This is a genomic window from Beijerinckia sp. L45, from assembly GCF_009765775.1.
Lineage (GTDB): Bacteria > Pseudomonadota > Alphaproteobacteria > Rhizobiales > Beijerinckiaceae > RH-AL1.
The window spans coordinates 24,032-38,380 of the sequence record NZ_LMUU01000184.1 but is presented as its reverse complement, the minus strand read 5'-3'; the positions used below and the strand labels follow the sequence as shown (position 1 = coordinate 38,380).

The 14,349-nt window shown below is 63.4% G+C and carries 19 protein-coding genes; 1 reads left to right on the top strand and 18 read right to left on the bottom strand.

The window, feature by feature from the left end; all coding sequences use genetic code 11:
* The 15 genes from GSQ79_RS20255 to GSQ79_RS20185 all read right to left on the bottom strand — a co-directional run.
* Window positions 1-530 (bottom strand): hypothetical protein (locus tag GSQ79_RS20255; RefSeq protein WP_210253153.1); only part of this gene is annotated, 530 nt, incomplete at its 3' end.
* Window positions 530-1,711 carry a Gp138 family membrane-puncturing spike protein gene (locus tag GSQ79_RS20250; RefSeq protein WP_158810469.1) on the bottom strand — a complete coding sequence of 394 codons (1,182 nt, stop codon included), beginning with the start codon at window positions 1,709-1,711 and terminating at the stop codon, window positions 530-532. The genes GSQ79_RS20255 and GSQ79_RS20250, both read right to left, overlap by 1 nt.
* A gap of 5 nt (window positions 1,712-1,716) precedes the next feature.
* The gene (locus GSQ79_RS20245; RefSeq protein ID WP_158810468.1) at window positions 1,717-2,298 is read right to left on the bottom strand and encodes a phage tail assembly chaperone; all 582 of its coding nucleotides are present in this window, start codon (window positions 2,296-2,298) and stop codon (window positions 1,717-1,719) included.
* Window positions 2,299-2,302: 4 nt separating this feature from the next.
* Window positions 2,303-2,779: a phage tail assembly chaperone gene (locus GSQ79_RS20240; protein WP_158810467.1), complete on the bottom strand. Its 477-nt coding sequence runs from the start codon at window positions 2,777-2,779 to the stop codon at window positions 2,303-2,305.
* On the bottom strand, window positions 2,772-3,239 hold the full coding sequence (locus GSQ79_RS20235; protein WP_158810466.1) for a phage protein: 468 nt from the start codon (window positions 3,237-3,239) through the stop codon (window positions 2,772-2,774). Before GSQ79_RS20235 ends, GSQ79_RS20240 begins: the two co-directional genes overlap by 8 nt.
* A 65-nt stretch (window positions 3,240-3,304) precedes the next feature.
* Window positions 3,305-4,831 (bottom strand): DUF3383 domain-containing protein, encoded by a 1,527-nt coding sequence (locus tag GSQ79_RS20230; RefSeq protein WP_158810465.1) that lies wholly within the window; start codon window positions 4,829-4,831, stop codon window positions 3,305-3,307.
* A 42-nt stretch (window positions 4,832-4,873) separates the two neighbouring features.
* The gene (locus GSQ79_RS20225) at window positions 4,874-5,494 is read right to left on the bottom strand and encodes a hypothetical protein (RefSeq protein WP_158810464.1); all 621 of its coding nucleotides are present in this window, start codon (window positions 5,492-5,494) and stop codon (window positions 4,874-4,876) included.
* Between the two features lie 21 nt (window positions 5,495-5,515).
* Window positions 5,516-5,899 (bottom strand): hypothetical protein, encoded by a 384-nt coding sequence (locus GSQ79_RS20220; protein ID WP_158810463.1) that lies wholly within the window; start codon window positions 5,897-5,899, stop codon window positions 5,516-5,518.
* Window positions 5,899-6,495, bottom strand: coding sequence for a hypothetical protein (locus tag GSQ79_RS20215; RefSeq protein ID WP_158810462.1), 597 nt, complete (start codon window positions 6,493-6,495; stop codon window positions 5,899-5,901). Before GSQ79_RS20215 ends, GSQ79_RS20220 begins: the two co-directional genes overlap by 1 nt.
* Complete coding sequence (locus GSQ79_RS20210; RefSeq protein WP_158810461.1) at window positions 6,495-6,728, bottom strand: hypothetical protein; 234 nt, start codon at window positions 6,726-6,728, stop codon at window positions 6,495-6,497. The genes GSQ79_RS20215 and GSQ79_RS20210 overlap by 1 nt, the downstream gene beginning before the upstream one ends.
* A 12-nt stretch (window positions 6,729-6,740) precedes the next feature.
* Window positions 6,741-7,205 (bottom strand): DUF4054 domain-containing protein, encoded by a 465-nt coding sequence (locus GSQ79_RS20205; RefSeq protein WP_158810460.1) that lies wholly within the window; start codon window positions 7,203-7,205, stop codon window positions 6,741-6,743.
* A gap of 39 nt (window positions 7,206-7,244) precedes the next feature.
* A complete protein-coding gene (locus GSQ79_RS20200) occupies window positions 7,245-7,811 on the bottom strand; it encodes a hypothetical protein (RefSeq protein ID WP_158810459.1) in 567 nt (188 codons plus the stop codon).
* 113 nt (window positions 7,812-7,924) lie between these two features.
* Entirely contained in the window at window positions 7,925-8,962 is a 1,038-nt protein-coding gene (locus tag GSQ79_RS20195; protein WP_158810458.1) for a DUF2184 domain-containing protein, read from the bottom strand.
* A gap of 104 nt (window positions 8,963-9,066) precedes the next feature.
* Window positions 9,067-9,573, bottom strand: a complete 507-nt coding sequence (locus GSQ79_RS20190) for a hypothetical protein (protein ID WP_158810457.1) — start codon at window positions 9,571-9,573, stop codon at window positions 9,067-9,069.
* A gap of 66 nt (window positions 9,574-9,639) precedes the next feature.
* Window positions 9,640-11,682 carry a DUF2213 domain-containing protein gene (locus GSQ79_RS20185; protein WP_158810456.1) on the bottom strand — a complete coding sequence of 681 codons (2,043 nt, stop codon included), beginning with the start codon at window positions 11,680-11,682 and terminating at the stop codon, window positions 9,640-9,642.
* A 26-nt stretch (window positions 11,683-11,708) separates the two neighbouring features.
* Between GSQ79_RS20185 and GSQ79_RS20180 the strand changes: the two genes are divergently transcribed.
* Complete coding sequence (locus GSQ79_RS20180; protein WP_158810455.1) at window positions 11,709-12,056, top strand: hypothetical protein; 348 nt, start codon at window positions 11,709-11,711, stop codon at window positions 12,054-12,056.
* On the opposite strand, the gene GSQ79_RS20175 is transcribed toward GSQ79_RS20180, so the two are convergent.
* The 3 genes from GSQ79_RS20175 to GSQ79_RS20165 form a co-directional block, all read right to left on the bottom strand.
* Window positions 12,046-12,453: a hypothetical protein gene (locus GSQ79_RS20175; RefSeq protein ID WP_158810454.1), complete on the bottom strand. Its 408-nt coding sequence runs from the start codon at window positions 12,451-12,453 to the stop codon at window positions 12,046-12,048. The genes GSQ79_RS20180 and GSQ79_RS20175 overlap by 11 nt on opposite strands.
* 7 nt (window positions 12,454-12,460) lie before the next feature.
* Window positions 12,461-13,246: a phage minor head protein gene (locus tag GSQ79_RS20170; RefSeq protein WP_158810453.1), complete on the bottom strand. Its 786-nt coding sequence runs from the start codon at window positions 13,244-13,246 to the stop codon at window positions 12,461-12,463.
* A 72-nt stretch (window positions 13,247-13,318) separates the two neighbouring features.
* Complete coding sequence (locus GSQ79_RS20165) at window positions 13,319-14,308, bottom strand: putative nucleotide-diphospho-sugar transferase (protein WP_158810452.1); 990 nt, start codon at window positions 14,306-14,308, stop codon at window positions 13,319-13,321.
* Window positions 14,309-14,349 lie beyond the last annotated feature (41 nt).

Genomic DNA, 14,349 nt, shown 5'->3' with positions numbered 1-14,349 from the left:
TTGCTCATGGCGACTTCGCGGATCAGCTGCCGTGCCATGCCGATGAGCGGGATACCGCGTGGAAATTTGGGTTGCGTCAGGTCGACGTTCGTCAGCCCCATGGTGATGCCATGAGCACCCATCGCCGTTACCGCAGCCTGCAGCTTGTCCTGAGGCGTCCACCCGGACGACAGCGTCTTGGTGACGCGCGCCTGATTGTAGGCCTGGTCGCCGCCGGCGCAGAGCAGATCGACGTAGCTGTCGACGGGGGTCTCGTGCCCGGATCCGATGAACTGTTTGAGATCGCCGACGTAGAGGACGCCGGTGTTACCCTGATAGCCCCCGGAGAACGTGACCTTGGTTCCCTCGGCCGCCTTCAATGCCGCGATGGTGCTGGGGCCGGCGTTGTATATCCTGAACCGCGCCGGGTTCGGCGACTGGATTGTCGTCATCTCGATCGAAAACGTGATCCGTAGATCGGTCTGGCCTCCACCAGAGATCGTGGTTCCGTTGACGGACAGGGAGCAGGAGCGAAGCCAGTTCTGGCTCATCAGCCGGCCACCCACTGGGTGCCGTCGCAAAAGGCGGGACACACGATGATGCCGCCACCGACGAGCGCTTGCATGAAAGACGGACTCGTGGCGTCGGTTACGAAGGCGCGCGTGCCTTGAAGAAGGAGGGATGGCGTCGGGAGTGTAGCGACGGTGTAGGGCTGGTTCGTCTGGATTGTCGGCGCGGCCACGGGGCCGGTCGACTGCATCGAACCTGTCGCAATGCTCGAGAAGGATCCAGCCGCGGCTTTGATCAGCGCCATGACAGCGCCACCGATGCCGGTCAGGCTTCCGAAGCTCCCGGATTGCCCGCTGATAGCGCCCGAAGGCGCGCTGACGTTGCCGCTCGAGGACGTGATGTTGCCCTGAGACGTGCTGGAGCCCCGGTTCGTCTGGTTGCCGCTTTTGTCCAGACTGGCGTTCGGCGCCTGAAGCGTATGGGCAACGGACGACAGGATCGACGTCCCGTTCGTGGGATGCGCCGAAAGCGAATGCGCCCCGTTGTTCGCCGCGGCCTTGAAGCCGTCGGTATGCGTCATCGACGTGGAATGAGTCGTCCCGCCATCGGTCGCATTGACCGCATGCCCGTTCGAGGGATGCAGAATGTGTTCAAAAAACGTCGTCGCCTGACTGAAGGGATCGAATTCGGCGCTGGCCGCAGCCGTCGACGGGTCGACGGTCTTGTGATGCGTCCCGTTCGGCCCGTGATCAATGACGCTCCGTTTATCGACGGTGCGCGTCTGCGTGCTGGTCTGCGACACCTGCTGCAGCTTGTCGGGCGTCGACCGGATGCCGGAAAGAAAGACGCCGTCGGCGAGCGAGTGGGCGCGGTCTTCCATCGGGTTCTGCGACCCGCCGGAGTTGAACCAGGAATCGATCGCCCGCGACATGTAGAGGATCGCGCCGGTGTCGCCTTTCACCGTGGGATGCGTCGTGACCACCGGGCCGCCGCCGAGGTGGTGGATCGGCAGATCGGGATGGTCGGTATGATCCTCGTAGGTGATCGACCCATCCGGGTTCGTCACCTGCCGCTTGATCATGGGCTGCGCTGTCGCGACATGCCCATCCTGGCTGTCGACGGACACGCTCGCCGGCATCGCCGTCCAGACCTGCTTCAGCAGACCCGCGACCGCCGTCCGGAGGGCTTCCTCCGGATCGTTGAAGTATTCGCGGAGATCCATGCGACCTACTTCTTTTCGATCGCCTTGCGCATGCGCGCCTGATTTTCCTCTTCACAGTCAATCGCATCGTTAAACTTGGCGATGTGTTCGATGTGGAGGGTGCCGTCGAGTAGGCTCTCGGCCTTGCACATGCCGCGCAGAACCGGACGCCAGAGCCAGTTCTCACCATTCGGCATCGAGACCGGATCGTAGCGCGGGCCGTCGTAGGAGGTCGGCTTGAAGTCGGGTCGCTCCATCGCGAAGAAGACACCGAAGTTTTCGGAGACGACGGCGGACGTCATCGCCATCAGCGTTCCGAGCGGCGGCATCGCGTCGACGGATTGCCAGCTGTCGTCCTCGATGTTCAGTCGCTCACAGGCCGCGACCGCATCGTGGAAGACCGCCTTCATGTCGGCGTCGTCGGCGCGGAGCAGCGGTGCCAGGTTCTTCGTGATGTCGGCTATGCCGGCACCGGACACGCGCATCCCGCTATCCATGCCGTAAAGCGCGGGCAGCACAGGCTTCAGACGTTGGAGCAACCGCCACTGATCGATGACGCAGATCTTGCGGGCCCGGTAGACGTGACCCGCAACCTGGAATTCCGCCATCGGTCTACTTCGGAATAACACCGGAGAGATCGCTGAGATCGACGCCGAGCGACTTCAGCATGTCGGCGAAGTTTTCGCCTAGCACGTGCCAAGCGATCGTGAGGCGACCGATGAAGGTCGCGTCTGACTGATCCTGGATCTGGCCACGCTGGACCACGTCGACCCAGCCGACACCCGTCGAGACTTCGCGTTTCGTCACGGCAAGGCAGGCGTTCAGCACGAACTTGACGTCGGCGTCCGACACCGAGGCGAGCTCACGTGCCACCGGCATCAGCGCGTCACGCTGCGCCGCGAGCGGATCGACGACCTCGTCGTCCCCGCCCGGCTCCACGGATGCTAGCGCCGCTGCCGCCTTGAGCGAGGTTTGACATCCCATCAAGGCGGCAAAGGTCGGTAGCAGACGCTTGAGAACAAGGGTCTGGGTCTCGCCGTCCATGACGCGAGACTGATAGGAGATGCCGGCGATCTGAAAATTAGCCATTCAGCACCGTATCCACACCAGCGCCGAGGCTCGGCGTGATCCGGGTGCAGTTGAAGACCCAGTCCTGAATGCCGCCCTGCTCCGCGAACTTGTTGCCCGGCAGGCGCCGGAATGCGGCGCCCTGGCAGGTGATAGTGTCGCCGCGCACCGGATCGTCGATGATGATGACGTTGCGGCCGTGGTTGGCCGCGGAGCCGGTCTGGAAATTGTAGGCGTTGCAGAGCGCCTGGTTGAGCGAGCTGGTCTTGAGCAGATGTAGCGTCAGGGTGCCGTTCTGGGCGGCACGCAGCGAGTGCATGCCATCGCCGCCGGCGCCCATGGTGAGGCTGTCCTTGTCGCCCTCGTACTCGGTCTCGTAACCTTCCTCGGCTTCGCCGGTGACGATCAGATTGATGTTCGGGCCGACGATCGAGCAGGACACGTCCTGGAACGAGTAGACGCCATTTTCATATGCGGACATGGGTCGGCGATCCTTCGAAAAAGGCTAGCGGAACGGGGATGAGGAGAGGTCGGCCGCGGCGCGGCCTACGGGTTGACGAGGATGCTGATGCTCGACGAGTGAACGGCGCCGGCTTCCTTGGCCGCGATCTGGAACGGCACCGACTTGCGGGCAGCGCGATCCGTCTGGTTCTGCGTCGCGACGAGCGGGGCGTAGATGTAGAAACCGAGCGGAAGCACATCGCCCGTGTTCAGGGTGCCGAAGGCCTGGCCGTTCCACACACCGGCAGCCAAATAGCCGTTGACGATGCCCTGCTGCATGCTGGCCGTGATGTTGGCCTTCTGCAGCCCGGTCCCGGCATCGGTCTGCGGGACCTTGTTCATCGTGGTGTAGAGGTTGAAGAGGTTGGTCTGAACGTAGTTCGCCAGCCAGTCCGCGTTGATGCGGCTGTCGATGAAGTTGCCGTTGACCATCACCGCCTGCTGGATGATCGAGGCGCCGTTCTGGTAGGCCGCGAAGTAGTTGACGCGCTTCGCGTCGAGCGTCTCGGCTTGGTCCTCGGTGAGGTATTCCGCGGTGACGCCCGGCATCGTCTTGAACTTGCCGGTGATCGTCGTGTTGCTGCCGGCATAGTTGACGGTGGCGAACCGCGCGAACAGGGACGCGATCGATACCGTGGTCGTCGAAGAATAGGCGATGCAGGTTCGGCTGATGTTTGCATCGACCAGGATCGAAGCCAGATCGTCGGTTTGCGTCGGATCCATCACCTCGGTGTTTTCGGTGCCGATGCCGTAGATGCGGGAGCGACCGGCCGCCTCGATATATTCCGCAACGGACAGATGATCGGCATCGGCCAGGGTCGCCGCAAAGGCCCCCATATACCAGTCGCCGTAAAGCTGATCGAAGAGCGCGATGCAGGCCAGCGGCTCCTCGGCAACGATGCCGGCGATTGGCGCATCGGCGGCGGCTCCGGACGACGTCGGCGTCGCGGAGAGGCCGAGCAGCACCGAAACGTCGACGACGCCGGCGCCCGCCGTCGGCGCGGTGGCATAGCCGACCGAGGACGCGGCACCGGTCGTGCCAGATTCCACGTTGAAGCGAAGGTTTTCCGAGTCCCAGACGACGGTGGCACCGGTCGCGCCTGCGGTCACAAGCGCCGCCTGGACGATGCCGGCGACACCGTTGAGGTTGGCGGCGCCGCTGAAGTTCATCGGCCCGACCGGGTGTACGGTCCCGTCGATCGACATCTTGAAAGCGCCGCCGGCCCCGATCGACGTGAAGTTGGTGAGGAGACGCTGCGACGGCGTCAGAATTGCGCCATGCAGGAGCCCGGCTGTCGCGGTCTGCGCGAAGCGGCCGATGGCAAGCTGGTTCGGCTGCGGGACCTGCGAGAAGTGATCCTCGGCGTATGCAAACTCCGGGGTGCCCGGTGCGAAGTCGGCGCCGACCCCGGTCATGTCCGAATAATTGCGGCGACGCTCGTTGACGTCGATGACATCGCTGGGACCGAGCACGAGAACGGCGCCGAAATTGCGGAAGCCGGCGGGCGTGTTGGTGAGCGAAATCGTGACATCGACGACGTCGTTCGTGTTCAGGCCATTGGGCGTTGCCATGGGTCAGGATCTCGCGATGATGAGGGAAGACGAGAGCGGCGCCTAAGGCGCGGTCGTGGTGATGGGCGACGTGACCGCGGCGTCAGAACCGGAGACATCGCCGCTGTCGGCGATCACCTCACCGACGAAGGTCACGAGATTGCGGATCGGGTAGACGCGGATCGCCATGCGGCGGGCGCGAAAAACGAGGTCGGCGCGGCGCACGAACTGACCGTTTTCGAGGTCCGGCACGTAGGTAACGCGATCGATGCCGACATAGGCGATGCCGCTGGCACGAAGCGCAGCGCGGTTCTGGGCGACGCCGAAACCGTCACGAAGCTGGTTTGCCGTCCCGATCGCGGCGGGGCCGAAGAAACTGGTCGAGACCTCGAGCTCTTCCGAGCGCATGACGAGATCACGGCCGAGGCCGCCGTCGGCAAGCCCTTCGTGCACGATGGTGGGGTTCATGTCGCCCGTGGTCACCGTGACGGCAAAGGCGCACCAGGTCGTGTCGCGACTCGGCTGCGGGCCCGGGACGGCCTGCCCTTTGCGACGGACGAGGTTCCCGGCGAGTCCGGTAAGACCGACGATGGTGGGTTGAAACAAGGCGCACAGCGCGGCATCGTCTGGCGGCTGCGTGCCCTCGGGGACGAGGAAGCCGGCGACGGAACTGTCGTTCGCCATGCCCAGCCGTCCTTCAGATGATTAGGTCAGCGACAGCATCGTCGCCGTGGCGCGCACGAACCCGGCACCGAACTGGGTCCAGTCATCGACCGCGAAGATCGAGTACTGCCGCCCATTCCACGTCACGACATCGGCCGTCACCGTGGTGCCGTCGGTCTGAGCGCCGCCAGCCATCAGCGTGAAGGTGGTGTGGATCGCGATGGCGCCGGTGAGGCGCTCGACCTCGGCCATGCGCTTCAGATCGTTGCTGTTCGCCGGCGTCACGACACCGACGATGCCGGTGAAGGTCGACGGCGTCAGGGCCGTTTCACCATCGTTGCCGACCGTCGTGGCCGAGCGAGCGACAGAGAACGTGGTTGCGAAGTCGGGGTCCTTCAGGACGTCGGTTACGTCGAGGAAGGGCATCAGTTGGCACCCTTGTCCTTGATCACGTAGGTGATCGAATTGAAGAGGGAATGCGTGTCGTACAGCGGCTTCGCATCGGTCGATTGGTCGACGCCCGCGGCGCGGTTCGCCAGTTCGAGCCGTGCTGCCTTCGAGCTTTCGGCCTGGCTGAGTTTGCCGTTGGCGCGCTTCCGCCGCGCCCGCGCCTCGAGCGTGCTGTCCGCGAGCGGCGCGAAGCTCCCTTCCAGGATCTTCTTTTTCACCGCCGCCACAGCCGCGGCGCCGGCCATGGCAAACCCGACTTCGAGCCCGTTGGGGTCCCCGTCGAGGACCGCTTTGCCCGCCCGCGTCAGACCCTTGGTGATCGCGTCCCGGGCATCCTCGACACCAGGAAGCAGGAACGGTCGAGCCGGGATCTTGAGTTCCTCGTCGCCGTTCTCGGCCACGTAGCCGAGAAGCGCATTCGAGGGCGGCGTCTTCTCGCCGGGCTCCGGCGGCCGGGCGGGACCATCGCCCGGGATCCCGATCAGTAGCTCGCGCCGCACCAAGTCCTTGGTGGCCTTCTCGAGATCCTTGCTGAGATCGACGGTGATCCGCAGCGAGGATGTCGCGGCCATCAGGCTCTCGATGCTTCGGCTTCCGCCGCGGACGCCGGTTCCGCAGCGGGCCGCTTCAACCCGATGGAGCGGTATTCGGCGTCCGTCATTTCTTCGACCGGCTTGATGCCGGCGTCGATGCCGAGCTTGCTGTCTGCGACGACGTCGGGAACCTCACGGATGCCGCGGATCAGCCGGCAGGTGCCGCCGCTCGGCAGCTTGATGGCGCAGGTCTTCGGAACGAAATATTTCATGGTCGGTCTCGCTCAAGCGAAGGGGAAGTAAGGCACGATGCCGAAGCTGCCGAGTTCGCCCGATGGACCAGCGAAATCACCGCCGCCGACCTGGACGCCGCCGATGCCGATCTGCAGGACGAGCTGCCAGAACTCGGAGCCGTAGCTGGTGAGATTGTAGGTGCCGGCGCCTTCGACGGTGGCGACGCCGATGTCCGAGGACTTGGAAACACCGCCGACCGACTTCGAGGTGACGATACCGGTCGTGGCGCCGGGCGCGGCACCGGTCGCCGCCGTCGCGGCCCGCATCTTGGCGAGCGCGAGGCTATGCGCCGTGTAAAGTTCGACCCCGTAGGTCCAAAGCTCGTCCCAGCGCGTCTGGTTAAGACGCATCTCGGCCAGGTTCAGGTACATCTGCACCTGGGTGTCGGGATAGGCCGTGGCGCTGCCGAACTCGGGAAAGTCACCGCGAAACTGCGCGATCGTGGTCGTGCTCATCGCGGCCTCGGCTGATCAGAGAGACAGCGCCAGGGCGCCCTACTTCGCCTTGCCGGCCTTGTCGGTCTTCTTGCCGCCGGCGGCATCGGCCTCGGTCGACGTTTCACCATCGGCCTTTTCGGCGGCGGCTTTCTCGTCGGCTTCCATCTGCGCCAGGAGCGCTTCCTCGACGGCGGCTTTGACGCGCTCGTCGAAGGACGCGACGAGGCGCGCCTCAATGTCCTTGGTGGCTGCCTCGACGCGCTTGTTGACCTCGGCGTCGACGCCGTTCAACGCGGCGACCGCCTGCTGTTCGAGGGCAATGCGCATGCGCTCGCCGAGCTCGGCTTCCATCTTTTCACGGACGTTCGCGTTGACGCGCGCTTCAACCTCGGCTTCGAGCCGGGCATGTTCTGCTTCGAGCTTGGCGCGCTCTTCTGCGGCAGCCCGCATGAAGGCAGGCGTTCCGGCGCCGGGGTTCGGTTTGGCGCCAACCAGATGCGCCTTGACGTAGAAGTGGGCGGCGGTGTCGGTGTCGACCTCGTGCTTTCCCTTCGCAAAGGAGATCTTCTCCTTGGTCTTCTCGTGGGTCATCGTGAAGGCTTTGGCGACGTCGATCTCGGGCATGGCTCACCGGTTTTGCACAGGGGCATTCCACGAGCGCGTCACAACGCGCCCGAAGAATACCCCTCCCCCGCAGAGGGGGAGGGTCAGGATAGTTTTGGCTTCAGTGAAGCGACTTAGATGCCGTCCGCGTAAGCCAGGGTTTCCGGATACCGGAACTCGACCTGACCGAGACGGCCGTAATAGGTCGTCATCTGGTAGAGCGAGCGATATTCCAACGGGGTCTTCTGCAGCGGCACCAGCGGGAAGCGGAGGTACTTCTTGTCGTTGGTGTACGCGAACATGCGGTCGGCGCCGCCGGCGCCGGCGCCGGTCAGCCACTTCAGCGGCTGGATGTTGAGCTCTCGCCCGTTGATCGACAGCGAGATGCTGTTGATGCGCAGGAACTGGAGGATCGAGACACTACCGGCCGAACTGACGATCTGCGCGGCGAGAAGACCGAACTGCATCGGGGGCAGACGGAGATCGGTCGGCGCCTGCTTGTAACCGGAAGCGGCCCAAGCCGAGTTGATCAGCGCGTTGACGTCGGCGAGGATGCCGGTGGGGCCGGTCGGGCCGCTGGCGATCTTCGCGGCCCAGGTGCCGCCGGTGACGTTGGTCGCGTTCACGAGAGGCGAATTGATCAGGCCGGGAATGCCGAGAAGGGTGTCGCCGACATAGACCTGCTCGTCGATGTCCATCTGGTTCTTGAGGTTCATGCCCTCGGTCTTGTCGGTCTCGATCGGCCGACCGGTGCGCATCGCCGAGGCGAGTTCCGGCAGCGTCCAGCCGAGCTCCATCGCCCAGAGGTGCAGGGGCTGAGGGGTCTTACCGATGTCGAGCGCGAGCCCGGCGATGGCGTTGGCGTCCTTGCCAGCCCAGGCCTTGCCGTTCGGCTGGATGCCGCCGACGGCCGCGAAGGTCGAGTTCGTGAACGAGGCCTGCTCGTCTTCGATGCCGACGTCTTCGCGAAGATCGATGTCACGGCTCCAGGTGTAGGCGACCAGCGGCGCGTTGATCGTCGGATCGAGGCGTTCCAGTTCGCCGATGAGGAAGACACCAGTGGAGTCGATCGTGGCGCGGTCGTAGGTCGCCATGGCATCGCGGGTGAAGATGCGGTTGCGAGGGCGCGAAAGGGCAGTCCCGCCCAGGAGGGCGCGGTCATGGAAGGACATATTGGCTGTTCCTTGGGAGGGGTGAATTTGCGCTCGGCCGCGCGAGGCCTGTTGCCCAGGCAGAAATGTGGGCGAAGAGGCGGGGCGCGAGCCCCGCCGCCGGATCAGATGTTGAAAGCGATTTCGGTGTTGCCCTGCGCGTCGGCCGGCCCGGTGAAGACCGCGTTGGTCAGTAGAACCGTGTTGGCCGGCGTCGCATCGGCAGCCGCCTCGAAACCACCGATCGGCTTGCCGGCCGAAGCCGCGCCGACGCGGACATAGACCGGGCCGTCTTTGATGGCAGCGGTGGCGCCGTTCAGCTGCACCATGATGTAACCGCGCTTGAGACGGTTGCAGATGCCGGAGGCGGGTGGCGTGCCGCCGCCGAGCGTGGAGGTCTGCGAGCCGGCGCCCGTGGTCGGGTAAGGACGGACCAGGACACCTTCGACGAGCGCAGCGGTGTCGCCAGCGGCGATAGGCTGCATCTTGCCGTTGGCGCCGGTCTTCATCGCGACGCCGTAGGCGGAGAACGGCACGGCGGGATCATAAACCTGGGTCTCGACGGTCGACTGCTCGAGACGGGTAACGGTGCCGGGGACGCCGGCAGGCATGCGGAAAAGAAACGACGTCATGTCGGCATCCTCTGGGTGGAACGAAGGGTGGTGGGGGTTGGGTTTGTCTTGGGAGACTGGCCGCGCTTAGCGGGCGGCCGGCTTCCAGAGATCCTTGGCGGCGGCGTTCATGGCCGCGATGGTGCCGCGGACACCGGCATCGCGGGCGGCATGCGCGGTGTCGCCGACGCCCATGCGAGGCGCGTTGCCGCGCTTCGCCAGCTCGGAAGCACCACCGAACACGACCTTGATCGCGTCGCAGGTCATCTTGCTGAAGTCGGGCGTCGCCGTATCGAGGAACGGGACGACATGGCTTTTGCGGTCGGCGCTGTCGAAGGCGGCCTTCAGCGCTTTGCGGCGGAGACCGCACATCGCGTCGGCGGTTGCCTTAGGCGCCGCCTTGGCATCGTAGGACGGCAGCTTGACACCGGGTGCCAGGATCTCGGCCTTGGCAACGGTGTCGCGGAACTGGGCGAGCAGCGCGACGGAGTCCGTGGTGGCGTTCTTCTTGGCTTCCTCAGCCGCCCGCTTCTCTTCCTCGGTCATCGCCTCGTCGCCGGTCTCGACGACGGCCGCCTCAGGCTCGTCCTTCTTGATCATGGCGATCGCCGCGGCGACGTCACCTTCGGTGAGACCCTTCGACTGCAGGAACGCGGCAAGATCGGCGGAGTCCATCGCGGGACCGCTGGAGCCGCCCGCGGTATAGTCGCCGGGCTCCGTGTTGCTGGCATCGGTACCGGAACCACTCGACCCGCCGGCGCCGGCGTCGTCCTTGGATTTACGATCCTTCGCTTCCAGCGCCTTCGCCTCATCGTCCTTCTTCTTGGCCTCTTCGGCTTCGGAATCACGCATCTTGCGATCCGCGATGAAGGCGTCGACGTCGTCGAGACGTGCCGCAACAGGGGCAATCGCGGCGGCTACCGCTTCGCCAACCATCTGAGCAAACTGCGCCTGCGCGGCCTCTTCCTCGGACTGAACGGCGACCTCTTCGAGCGCGGTCATGCCCTCTTCGAAGCCAGCTTCGTCCTTCGCTGCAAAAGAACGGCGGAGGCGGTCCAGCATGGTGCCGCGGAGCAGCGTCTTCTTGATCGTCATATCAGCGGTCTTTCTCTTGCGGGCCCGGGCGGGAGCCGGTTTCGGGGTCAGGACCGCGTCGGCGGCCTGTGTGGTCAAAAGGATCGCGCGCTTCTCGCGCAGCGTGGCCGAGACGCCGGGATGAAGCGGCTGCGGCGGCTGGTCGGGTGACGCCCAACAGAAGGCATCGTGTTCGGCGTTGAGCGTCGGCGTCTGGCTCGCGTCGGCTTCGCCGGCGAAGGTCGAGAAGGTCGTGAGAGCGGAGCCGTTGATGGGTCGCTCGTCGACGAGACGGATCGGACCAGCCGTGACACCGGCTTCTTCGCCAAGCTCGCGGCGCGCAGCCTGCTCGAGCGTTTCACCCGGCTCGACCTTGCCACCGGGAAAGCACCAGGTGCCGGCTTGATCGCCGGCGCCGTCGGAGCGCTTCAGAAAGAGGAGTTCGCCCTTGGCGTTGCGCAGCGCGATGCCGGCGGCGTTGCCGCGAGCCAGGATCTCGGCGGCGGCCGTGGCCTGCAGCGCCTCGGCACTGTCACCGATCGCGCAGCGGATCCCGCAGCGACCCTCGTCGACAAGCGCGACGTGGTTGCCGGTGATTCCGAACTGACGATAGACGCCGGGCGAGACCATCTCGTACTCGGCGTCGTAGCCGTTCGAGATCTCGTCCTTGCCGTCTTCGATGTCCTTGATCGTGTTGGCGTCCCAGAACATGAGGTCGGCGACTACGAGGTCGCTTAGCGCGCCCCCACCCTGGCGGACATTGTGCGTGGAGCCGGCGGCGAAGCGCCGAAAGTTGGTCGGATTGACCATCTCCGGCGGATGATCGTTGGTCGTCGGCTTTCCTTCGAAAGACCCTAAAGATTGCGCTTTAAAGACTTCGTCCGGATCGCGCTGGACACGGATGATGCCGTCGCGCGATGCTTCGAGCTCGGGCAGTTCTGTTGCCGCGTAGATCATCTCGCCGGTGCGCGCGATCGGCACGTCCAAACAGACGAGAAACCCCTCCGGCGTGTAGGAGCGCTTCGACCCGAGCTTTGAAGCCGTGTAGAAGCGCATGGATGTGATCCGCTAAGGTCGGATGGATGGCGAAAGAGGAACTTGAGACAGCGGCCCGCGCCATGATGGCGGTCACGGCGAAGATGCCGGGTGACCTTGCCGATGGGCACGCCTATCCGGTCCTCGGCATCGGCTCGAATTACGACAGCTTGCCGAAAACGCTGGACGAAGCCGACGTCGACGACGTGATCACGCAAGACATCGTGTTGAAGCTGGTCCGCGCCGCGCTGTTCGCCGTTCAGCTACCGACCAAAGCCATGATCGATGCCGGAGCGGCGCGGCTCGGCGCCGGAGATCAAACACCAACGTCGGAGCAGCGCCGCGACGCTGCCGAGGTCTTCAAGGCGATGATGCGGAACCTGCTCAATGATTGAGGGACGGTGCCCAGCAAGCACGCGCAACCTTGTTACGTCGCGACAGATCTTGTTGCAGCGCGTCCGGATCGTTTTGAAACGATCTCGGATCGAACACTTCGCAATGGGCTACGTCGAGGATGGCCGGATCAGGCCATGCAGATTCGGCCGGCTTCGCCAGACCGTCCGTTTCCGCGCGGCTGACATAGACCGTGACCATGTCACGGCTCAGATGGATGAACCGTTTCTCGACCGGGCCGAGGTCCGATTTGAGCTTCTGAATGCAGGCCAGCACGTGGTCATATCGCGTCACGTCGATGGTCACGGCCCAGAGCGACGGCCTCAGGCTCGGATCCGGATCGCTCCAATAAAGCGGGAGACTGTTCGGCGCGAATGGCGTGTCGGACGTGACTTCCATGCAGGTCTCAGCTTTCTTCGTCGATGATCGGCGTCGGGAAGCAGCGGCAGTTCCAAATCGCGCCGGGCAACGCGTGGTAGCCGGGGTCGCATTCCGGCGGCTGATCCCAGCGAAACGTGTGCCCGTTCAGCGCGCGGTGTGACGCTCGCGTCGACCCGTCGAGAACGCAGTTCCAGATGAAGTGCGTGCTGCCGACGTGTGTGGCACGCGCCTGCGTCAACTCGGTCGCCGTGCGCGAAACCTCGGTGCGCGCGATGAGATCGGCGCGGCTGCGCGCCACGTCGCCGCTCGCCATGATGTCTTTGACGATCTCGGCGGTACGCCGGCCCGTCGTCGACGCTTCGGTCGTCAGCTTGTGGACGCGCTCCGCGGCCTCGATCGGCAGCGACTTGATTAGTCCGACCTGCCGCTGCAGCGACTGCTGCATCACGATGCCGCTCGGTGCCGTCTCGATTTCTTTGTGAAGCAGGCGCCCGATGAGGTGCGAGGTGCGCCGCCAGGAATCCTTGTCGGCCGCCGCAATCTCTTTGATCATGCGGTCCGCGACGCTGTCGGCCCAGGGGTCGATGCGCTGCGCGTAAGACATCATCCCGGACTGGATGCGCCGAATGCCGTCCGGGCTTTCCGCGTCGTGGGCACGGGCGATGTCGCCGATGTGGCGCGCGATCTTGCGCAGCTGGGTCCTGTAGTTCTCTTCGAGCTTCCGGGCGCGTCTAAACAGCGACTGGACCGAAGAGACGCGGCCATAGCGCGCGTCTGTCGTGAAGCTGGCCGCCGGCCGATACATCGTCATCGGGTGCGGTCCAGAAACAACAAAGCGCCCAGAGGCTGTTGGCCCGGGCGCTTCTCGACGAATGAGTGATCTCTACGCGATTTCGGTTCCGCCCGCAAGGGATATCGCTCCAACCGAGCCTAGTATCCTCATCTTGCCAGCGTCATTTTTTGGGGAATTGGGATGACAGATGACCATTTCACTTTCAGCATGCCTGACAAACTTATGACGCCAGAACCTGTCATGCCGCAATGCGCGTAAGGTGGCATTATTACGGTCCAGCCTTCCACTAATATTTTGTAGTGCTTTTGCTGAAAACCGCTCATCAACGCTCACGGTGGCATCATCAAGATCCGCCTCACCGGACCAATCAGCATCAAATTCCAGCAGCGCCAGGTTCATCGCAGCCTGATCGCTGTAGACGCTTTGATGCTCTATTATGCATTGATTGAGCAACTGAATTACTTTCTCATTGCTCCGAAAGAACAGAAAGCCAGTACATACCGCAAAGCCCCATGTTGCAACGATTGGCCTCGGATATCTGGCAATCCGCTGAAAAGCAATGTCAGTGTCTGCGAGGTAAGGACTTGGGTCGAGCAACCAAAATGCGTCCGCGTCACTGAAAATAACGTCGTAACCACATTCGACTAAAAAACGCACCACTGGAAATTTGTGAGTCGTCAGACCTAAGCCTTTTGCGGAAAATCCAGAGAATACATTTATATCGCCAAAGCTGTCGTAATCATTATTATTTTTCAAAACAACACAGGTAATTTCGTACTTTAATAAAGATTCCATTGCAAGCTCATCGCCAGCTATTACAATAAAGTTGGACTTACCAACTCTCTTCATAGCCAAAATCCAATTGATGCCAACATTGATATATTCGATTGAGACTACGGTGACAATCACCTGATTATCTATCTGTATAGCTCGCGCCAAACGCGCCAATTCTTCGACGTCGATCATTTTCGCTATGTCGAACAGAGGCTTTTGTAGTTCTGAGAATTCGGCTCGCCACGAACATTGTTGAATGATGTCGGATCGGATTTGCGTTTTCGCCTGTGGGCTTGGAATCGCCATTTTCTAAGACCCTTCGATTGTAAACAGGCTAAGCTATAACT